At 41.4% G+C, this 8,172-nt stretch carries 7 protein-coding genes and 1 other RNA gene; 2 read left to right on the forward strand and 6 right to left on the reverse strand.

Features of this window, described 5'->3' with window-relative positions; translation table 11 throughout:
• Positions 1-7: 7 nt before the first annotated feature.
• The 4 genes from QMG11_RS13795 to QMG11_RS13810 all read right to left on the reverse strand — a co-directional run bounded on the left by QMG11_RS13795 (position 8) and on the right by QMG11_RS13810 (position 3,792).
• Positions 8-1,249: a GNAT family N-acetyltransferase gene (locus tag QMG11_RS13795; RefSeq protein WP_281836735.1), complete on the reverse strand. Its 1,242-nt coding sequence runs from the start codon at positions 1,247-1,249 to the stop codon at positions 8-10.
• Positions 1,250-1,338: 89 nt separating this feature from the next.
• An RNA gene (ffs, locus tag QMG11_RS13800) (signal recognition particle sRNA small type) lies at positions 1,339-1,439 on the reverse strand.
• A 62-nt stretch (positions 1,440-1,501) separates the two neighbouring features.
• The gene (gene mgtE, locus QMG11_RS13805; protein ID WP_281836737.1) at positions 1,502-2,869 is read right to left on the reverse strand and encodes a magnesium transporter; all 1,368 of its coding nucleotides are present in this window, start codon (positions 2,867-2,869) and stop codon (positions 1,502-1,504) included.
• Positions 2,870-3,015: 146 nt separating this feature from the next.
• On the reverse strand, positions 3,016-3,792 hold the full coding sequence (locus tag QMG11_RS13810; RefSeq protein WP_281836741.1) for a YlmH family RNA-binding protein: 777 nt from the start codon (positions 3,790-3,792) through the stop codon (positions 3,016-3,018).
• A gap of 193 nt (positions 3,793-3,985) precedes the next feature.
• Here QMG11_RS13810 and pssA point away from each other — a divergent pair, with 193 nt between their 5' ends.
• Both pssA and QMG11_RS13820 read left to right on the forward strand, forming a co-directional pair.
• Entirely contained in the window at positions 3,986-4,690 is a 705-nt protein-coding gene (gene pssA, locus QMG11_RS13815; RefSeq protein ID WP_281836744.1) for a CDP-diacylglycerol--serine O-phosphatidyltransferase, read from the forward strand.
• A 73-nt stretch (positions 4,691-4,763) separates the two neighbouring features.
• Positions 4,764-6,332 carry a ClC family H(+)/Cl(-) exchange transporter gene (locus tag QMG11_RS13820; RefSeq protein ID WP_281836745.1) on the forward strand — a complete coding sequence of 523 codons (1,569 nt, stop codon included), beginning with the start codon at positions 4,764-4,766 and terminating at the stop codon, positions 6,330-6,332.
• Positions 6,333-6,719: 387 nt separating this feature from the next.
• Here QMG11_RS13820 and QMG11_RS13825 read toward each other — a convergent pair whose 3' ends face one another.
• Complete coding sequence (locus QMG11_RS13825) at positions 6,720-7,196, reverse strand: GNAT family N-acetyltransferase (protein WP_281836746.1); 477 nt, start codon at positions 7,194-7,196, stop codon at positions 6,720-6,722.
• Between the two features lie 200 nt (positions 7,197-7,396).
• Complete coding sequence (locus QMG11_RS13830) at positions 7,397-7,987, reverse strand: GrpB family protein (RefSeq protein ID WP_281836747.1); 591 nt, start codon at positions 7,985-7,987, stop codon at positions 7,397-7,399.
• Between the last annotated feature and the right edge of the window lie 185 nt (positions 7,988-8,172).

An 8,172-nucleotide genomic window follows, 5' to 3' on the forward strand; every position in this document is an offset into this window, starting at 1 on the left:
AATATCACTAATCAATTATATAGTCTATGTGGATAGTCACATCCCTCAGGCTCTCATAGTCACTGATAAGGGAGTATTTTAGCTCATCTGCAAGGACGTGGGCATCATATACCGTCATCTCCTTGGGCAGTCTTATATGGAAGCTGAGGAAGACCTTGTCCCCGGAAACCCTCATAAGGGTGTCGTGGATATTTCCCACATTGGACTCCTCCCTTACATACCTCTCTATCTCCCCTATAAACTCCCTGTCCTGTTTATCCAGGAGGGTATTGGAGGTTTCCATTATTATGGCTATCCCCTCCTTCCCTATAAATAAGGATACCAGAATTCCCAAAAGGGTGTCAAATACCGGGTTTACATAGATTGAGAGGAGAAGACCTATCATTACTCCCACAGACGATACTGCGTCACTTCTGTGCTCTCTGGCATCGGCTATTATGGCATCATTTTTCGTTCTTCTTCCTATCTTTATCTTATAGAGGTAGAGCCAGTACTTCACCACAATGGAGATTGCTGCAGCCCCTATGGTTATCCATGATGGGGTTATGAAGTCCCTCTCTGCGAAGAGGTTTATGAGACTGTCCCTGGTAAGCTCAAAGGCTGTAAGAACAAGTATTACCCCCACTATATTTCCTGCTATCCCCTCTATCTTCTCGTGTCCATAGGGATGGTCCTCATCCTCTGGAACACTTCCAAAGTGCACACTAAAGAGGATTACCACGGACCCCACTACATCGGATATAGAGTGGAAACCATCTGCTATAAGGGCTCTACTCCTTCCAAGGTACCCCACACCTATCTTAAGTATGGAGAGGAGTATATTTATGATTATTGAAACCCAGGTCCCCCTTATTCCCTCCTTGGTCCGTTCCAGCTTCTTCTGTATGTTGTCCAGAAGGTACTCCCCCTGGTGGGTCCTAAAGTTATTTTTTATAAAGAAGGTATCGGATATCTCCTCGCTGCACCTGCTTCTAAGGATATCTACCCCTTCTCTCATGGCAGTGGATTCTATAAACTTCAGGAGCTTGGTTCCTACCGAGTGGTATCTCTCCTCCTCCTCTACAAAAATCCTCTGAAGGAGGTACTCCTCTCCCCTATCTACAGCTGCATAGGCTATGACCCTATGGTTTTTCTCCACAACAAAGAGGTCTGCCAGACTCTCCCTGAGGTCTAGGGTGGTATCCAGCTTTCCCAGCTCCTCCAGATATTTCTCCCTCTTCTTATGATTTATATCGATAAGCTTATACATAGCTCCCCCCTTGTTTATAAAAAAGGGGAAGAATATCTCTATTCTCCCCCCAAGCTTAAGTCTCTATATAAAAAGTGTCGCAGACAACTGCAAGAAAAGCTTGTCCATAACACCCGCAACAAACGACTTAGTGCTGCTTCCTTCCGGATCTGACACGGTTCACCGCTGCTGCGCCGTATGGGACTCTCCTATCGGCCATCCACGACAAGATAGAGTTTACCACACGCCCCCTATCCTGTCAACACTTTTTTATTAAAAGATTAATAATTTTGCCAGTCCCAGGAAGATTAAGAAGCCCAGAGCATCTGTAATCATAGTAAGAAGTATGGAACTTCCCACTGCCGGATCGGTATTTAACTTCTTTAAAAGTATCGGTATAAGAGTTCCGCAAAGTCCCGCTATTGTAAAGTTCATGAGGATGGCAACACTCATTACCATGGATACCTTGTAGTTATCAAACCACAGGAAGGATCCCAGTCCCACCAGAGTAGCAAAGATAAGACCGTTGGTCACAGCTACAATCATCTCCCTAGCTAAACTCTGATCCCAGTTGGTGTTATCCACCTCTCCCATTCCAAGCCTTCTTACCATTACTGTCAGTGCCTGATTACCGGTATTTCCTCCCATGCTGGCTACTATGGGCATAAGCACGGCCAGAGCTGGAAGTACCTCTATGGTTTCCTGGTATTGTCCTATAACAGAAGCTGAAAAGAAAGCTGTACACATATTTAAAAATTGCCACTTTCCTCTTTTTCTAGAGATGTCCATAGCCCTATTTTCACCTTCTACATCGTCGTCTACCCCTGCCAGGTTATACATCTGTTCCGTTGCCAGTTCCTGAAGGATATCATAGATATCATCAGCTGTAATTCTACCCATAACATATCCCTGGGCATCGATAACGGGAAGTACCGAAAGGTCATACTCCTTAAAAAGTTTTGCAACCTCTTCAATATCATCTGTATCCCTTACATATCTGGATCTGTACTTTTCCGGTGTTTTACTCAGGATCTCCTTAAAGGGACTCTCTAAGTCGAAAAGAATCAGGTCGTCTAGAGAGATGGTCGCCACAAGGTTTTTATAGTCCCCTGTGATGAATACACTGGATATATTTTCCAGCTCTCCATTCCCCTTAAGCACCCTGAACCTCTCTATGGTATTTCTCACAGTTTCATTGTGGTTTGCCATAAAGACCTCAAGCTGCATGTAGGCACCTGCATGGTCATCCTCATAGGATCTCAGAAGCTGTATCTCCTCCTGATTCTTGTTGTCTAAGCCCTCCATTATCTGGTGAGCCAGCTCCTCAGATATCTCCTCTATATCCTCTAGTAGATCTGTGGCATCATCCGACTCCAGATGCTTTATGGAGTTTATCAGTTTCTTCAGGCTGAGCACCTCTAGGGCATCCTCCAGGTTTCTGTCACTGAGATCCAACAGTATATCTCCCAGTATATTTGTAGGCATCCTCTTTATATATTCACGGTACTTATCCTTATCCAGTCTTCCGAGCCTTTTAAATACCTTAGACAGTTCAGAGTAGTGAAACTTCTCCTCCCCTTGATTTCTTAGAAACGATTCCAGCAGATCTGTCAGCTGTAATATATCTCTACCTATTCGCACATCGTCACCTCCCGATTATCAGGATCATTTAAAACCCCTTCATTTCATAAAGACGTATTAAATTATATAAAAAATCCCAAAGAATTAAAAGGAATTATTTAAAAAGCTCCTCCTTCAAAGAGATTTTACCCCCTTTGCCAGATAAGTTACACGTACTTTTTCAACAGGATCCTTGCCTTTCCTTTTTTACTCTCTCCCACTATCTCATTAAAGATATACTTTCCATATCTTCTGATAGAGAGTACATCTCCAGGCTCCACCTGCATATCCCTTCTTCTCCTTACTCTGTAATTTACCGTGACAATCCCCTCATCTATAAGCTCCGTTGAACTACTCCTGGATAAGCCTGTAACAGCCGATACGAGGTTGTCCAACCTGAGAGAGGTTACAAGAAGGGTATTCTCCTCAAACCTGCTTTCAGGAACGCTCTCCCTGCTCGCTCTTTCCACCTTCACCTCTACCCTTCCAACCTGGGAAAGGTTTACTGTAAGGAAGTCGAAGAGCTCCTCTGCTATTACCCCGTAACACACTCCATCCCTTACAATGAGATCTCCCAGCTTCTCCCTCTTAATCCCTAGCCCCATTATAGCTGCCAGGAAGTGTCTGTGCTCAAGCTCCTTAAACTTATTCCCTCCGGTTATGGTAAAAAATACAACCGGATAGTCGTAGGAGTAGATCTCCTCCCCAACAGGATTAAAGAGGCATACCCTTTTTTCCGAGGTATCGTTCAGCCCCAGGGTATACACCTCTACCCCGAGGGATTTTGTCATCTCCTCCAGTCTGGTCCATATCTGGGGAGGAAGGAAGATATCTGTATAGATCTGGTAGTTTATCCTCTTACACATCTCTATCTCCTCATATACCATGGCTAGGAGATTTTTATCCTCTCCCTCAAATATATTTAAAAACTTTTTCTTGTCCAAATAACTCCACCGCCTGTAATTAAATTTTATTAATTTACCCTTAATAAAAAATGCATAACTCCTTTATTTATGGTATCTTGACCACCGTTATCAACTAAGGTTTTATGTCGAACTCATATTGATTTTATATCATTTATATGTTAAAATCAATCTTAGTTATGACAAAACTATAAGTACACGAGGAAGTGAAGTTATGAACAAAATCGAAAAGAAATATCTTGCCCCAAATGCTATTACAGCAGCCAACATGTTTTTAGGGTATTTAAGTATTATAAACTCCATCAAGGGAGACCATATTCAGGCTGCCTGGTTTATGATCCTGGCTATGATCTGTGACGGATTAGATGGAAAGGCTGCAAGAAAGTTAGAGGCTTACAGTGAGTTTGGTAAGGAGTTCGACTCCTTCTGTGACGCTATCTCCTTTGGATTGGCTCCAGGGATATTTGTTTACACCCTTTTAAATGGTGCTCCTGGTATAGGACACACTATAATCCCAATCTCATTCATCTACGCTCTTTGCGGAGTAATGAGACTTGTTAAGTTCAACGTTGTTACAGTGGCATCCAATGAGAAGGATGACTTTAGCGGAATGCCTATTCCTACTGGTGCTGCCATCATTACCTCATACTACCTGTTCAGTGAGTATGTATTTGGTCAGCTTATGTATATCGAGGTATTTCAGGCTATTACAATCTTAGCAGCTGTTCTTATGGTAAGTACTATTCCATTTAAGACACCTGACAAGACATTCAGCTTTATTCCAAAGAAGCTTGGAGTGCCTATGCTTATAATTATAATCGCTACTTTAAAATATAGTTTATTTGTGGTGACATTCTCATATGTACTGTTAAACTTAACCAAGCATCTGCACAATGTATTTTTCGAGGCACATAGTTAACAGAAACAAAAAGACACCAAATGGTGTCTTTTATTTTTATTAAAAGAATTTTCATGGGGGAGCGGGGAATTAGATGGGAAGGATAGATAGCATATTTAAGGATAAAAAACATAAACTTACAGGCCTATATGGCAGCTGTGCTCTGGTAGGACTCTTTACAGGGCTCACCATAGTGGCTCTGAGGTTCTCTCTGGGCATGGCCCAGGTGATAAGGACCGCCAGGTACAGAAGCTTTGTTGAAAACTTCAGTGTGGATAGTGTTTCCCTGTGGGTGCTGTATTTTTTAGGGATATCTGTTTTTCTATACTTTTCTACCAAGTACTTTCCAAATATCAAGGGAGGGGGAATCCCCCTTACAAGGGCCAACCTTCTAAAGCAGGTAGAGTTTTCATGGGGCAGGGAACTGATGCTGAAGTTTGCAGGAACCATTCTTACCATAGGTAACGGTCTGTCCCTAGGAAGAAAGGGGCCGTCTATCCAGCTGGGGGCTCTTGTGGGAGATGGTGTCCACAAGACCCTCAAGAGGAAGGAGTATGAAAAGAAGTACTTTGTTTCCTGCGGTGCTGCTGCAGGAATCTCAGCTGCCTTCAATGCTCCCTTAGCCGGGGTTATCTTTGCCCTGGAGGAGCTCAACAGGTTCTTCTCTCCGACTCTCGTTACATGTGTCATGATAGCCTCGGTGGTGGGAGATATAGTTACAAGGGGACTCTTCGGCCTTCACCAGGTCTTCTCCTTTGACCTCCACTCTACATTCAACCTCATACACTACCCTACAATTATCTTTCTGGCTCTCCTGTGCTCCCTTCTGGGGATATACTTCAACAGGAGCTTTGTGAGGTTTAAGGAGATCTATACTGGTATCATGGTTCACCCTATAATCAAGATCTTTTGCATATTCCTGCTGGCTTTCTCTATAGGAATTATGTATACGAAGTTTCTGGGGATAGGCTACTCCCTGGCTGACAGTATGTTCAATGGGAGTTTCCCCTTCAGGATCCTGTTTTTGTTTCTGGGAGTAAAGTTTTTCTTTACCCTTATCTGTAGTGTTTCAGGAGTTCCAGGAGGAATATTTCTTCCCATGCTCCTCATAGGATCCCTTATCGGAAGGATCTACGGGGAGATCATGTTCAGATACTTTTCCCTGGACGAGGGGTATATCATCTACTTTGTGGTCCTGGGAATGGCTTCCTTCTTTACAGCAGTGGCGAGAACTCCCATTACAGCAAGTGTCCTAATGCTTGAGCTCACTGGGTCCTTTGAGCACTTCTTTCCGCTCATCGTGTGTTCCATGGTGGCATTCTTGGTCACTGAGGTAGCAGGCTCCAGATCCATCTACGACTTCCTGCTGGAGGATCTTCTGAAGAACCAGAGGACCGAGGGGAACAAGGACAAGAAGATCACCCTTCTCATACCAGTAGCCTCCAACTCCAAGCTGGACTCCACAAGGATCAAAGATACCAAATGGCCAAACGGCTCCTTGGTTGTGTGTATAGGTAGAGAGGACAAGGAGTTTATCCCCCACGGGGATACCCTCATAGAGGGGGGAGATGTCCTCACCCTCCTTATAGATGAAAATGCTGCCCACTCAGCTAAGATGAAGCTCTTCAGGCTGGGGGAGGAGAGTTTTGAGGATAATGATTAAGTTATATTAAAAAGCTGCCTGTGTAGGCAGCTTTTTTTATATACTCTTATATTCTTTTAAAGCAATTCGTTACTTCTGTCTTGAAACAGAAGTAACCAAGAGTTCAAGACCTCCGGCAATGGACTTTGCAGGTAGGGTCATATTTCCCGTTTCTTTTTACAGGCTCAAGATTGAACCTATCCTGTAGGACGAAACGAAGCAGATATCTTCTGTGAAGTTAGACGTCTGCCTACGGTCGTCAAAAAACTTAATGTATTCCCTTTAGCAAAGTCCATCACATTTTCATTTATCGCTTCATAAAATAAACTTATTAATTTAAGTGTCTCTCCATTAATTATTAAGTTCCATAAACCATGTTCACTAAATGTGGTACAAGATATAGAAATCTTATTTCATATACTTCAATAAGTAAAAATTATCTCCACCGAATAAAGTGTTCTTCCAATATTTATCTATTACCCTAAATCCTATTGATTCATAGCACCTCTTTGCTCTTTTGTTAAAGTCACGTACTTCAACAAATATCTTCTCATCACGATACCTTGATTGTGCCTCTTCTATGAGCTTAATCATAATTATAGAGCCCATACCATTACCACATTTGATTGGTTTAACTCCTACTCCTAGAAACACTTGATCATTGACAGTAAATATTCGGCCATAAGCTACAAACTCATTATTTAAATCGATAGCAACATACTGGGACTTTCTCCCATCTTGGGTTGATAAACCCCACCTATTCTTAACGATTTCACTCCATTCAGGGAAATTATAGACTGCATATTCTCCCTCGTATCGCCAAGTGCATATTTCTTTTGCTTGTTCCTCTGATAATATAGAGCACTTAATAATATTTTTATTCATAATCGACACCTTCTTTAAGAATATATTGCTCAATGACCCCCTACCAAACTTCCAACTAACGTTTTAGAGGTTACTTCCTCCATTCAAATTCCTAAAGTTTCACAAAAAACACGCTACAAAATATCTCAAATCCTTTTGCAAAAAGGTACATATCGGAATAGTTCTATATTTAGGCGATTTTACAGACTGAGATTATAATGCTAAATCCTATCAATTTTATATTTCGATCCATATTCAATTCTTGCCTTTTCAGTATAATATTCCACAAACTCTGTCTTTGCATTAGTATATCCACTACGATCATTCTTATATGTCTTTCCCAGTTTTAATTTAAGTTTCCCATATTCTTTTGCTACCTTCTCGTGGTCAATTAAATAGTCTCTAAAATAGGGTTCACTCCAATCACCTAGGCATCGAATATGCAGATGATATACTTTTTCTGCAAACCCTTTCTTTGTATACCCTTTGTTAAAAACATAATTCAAGTGCGGCGTCTCCATAGATGACATCAACAGCCACCCAGCTTCTATTAATAACCTCTCAACCTTTTTAATTTCAGTCTGACTCTCAATTTCTAATAAGATGTCTATGGTAGGCTTTGAAACCAATCCCGTTACAGCACTGCTACCTATATGGCTTATCCGCTCAATAGCTTCTTTACCTATAGTTTTCTCTATGTTTTGTTTTTCCTCTGCATACCATTTTTTATAATCTGCATTATGATCTTCTAAAATTATAGGAAACAGTTCCCACAATTCTTCAAGCGTCATATCCGATAATTCTTTCTCCATATTCCCTCCAGCTTCCACTATTTAGTATCTTGCTTACTCTGTTTATTTATCTATAATTTAGGCTGTTGCAAAAGTATTGTATAATTTTCAATATTGCAATGGCCTTTTCTATTGTAAATAATAATATCTTTAAACTAACATTAAAAAACTTCCTGCTTAGCCCTCTAACTCTATGATTATCAATA

Origin of the sequence: Propionigenium maris DSM 9537 (assembly GCF_027925155.1) — a bacterium.
Taxonomy (GTDB): Bacteria; Fusobacteriota; Fusobacteriia; order Fusobacteriales; family Fusobacteriaceae; genus Propionigenium; species Propionigenium maris.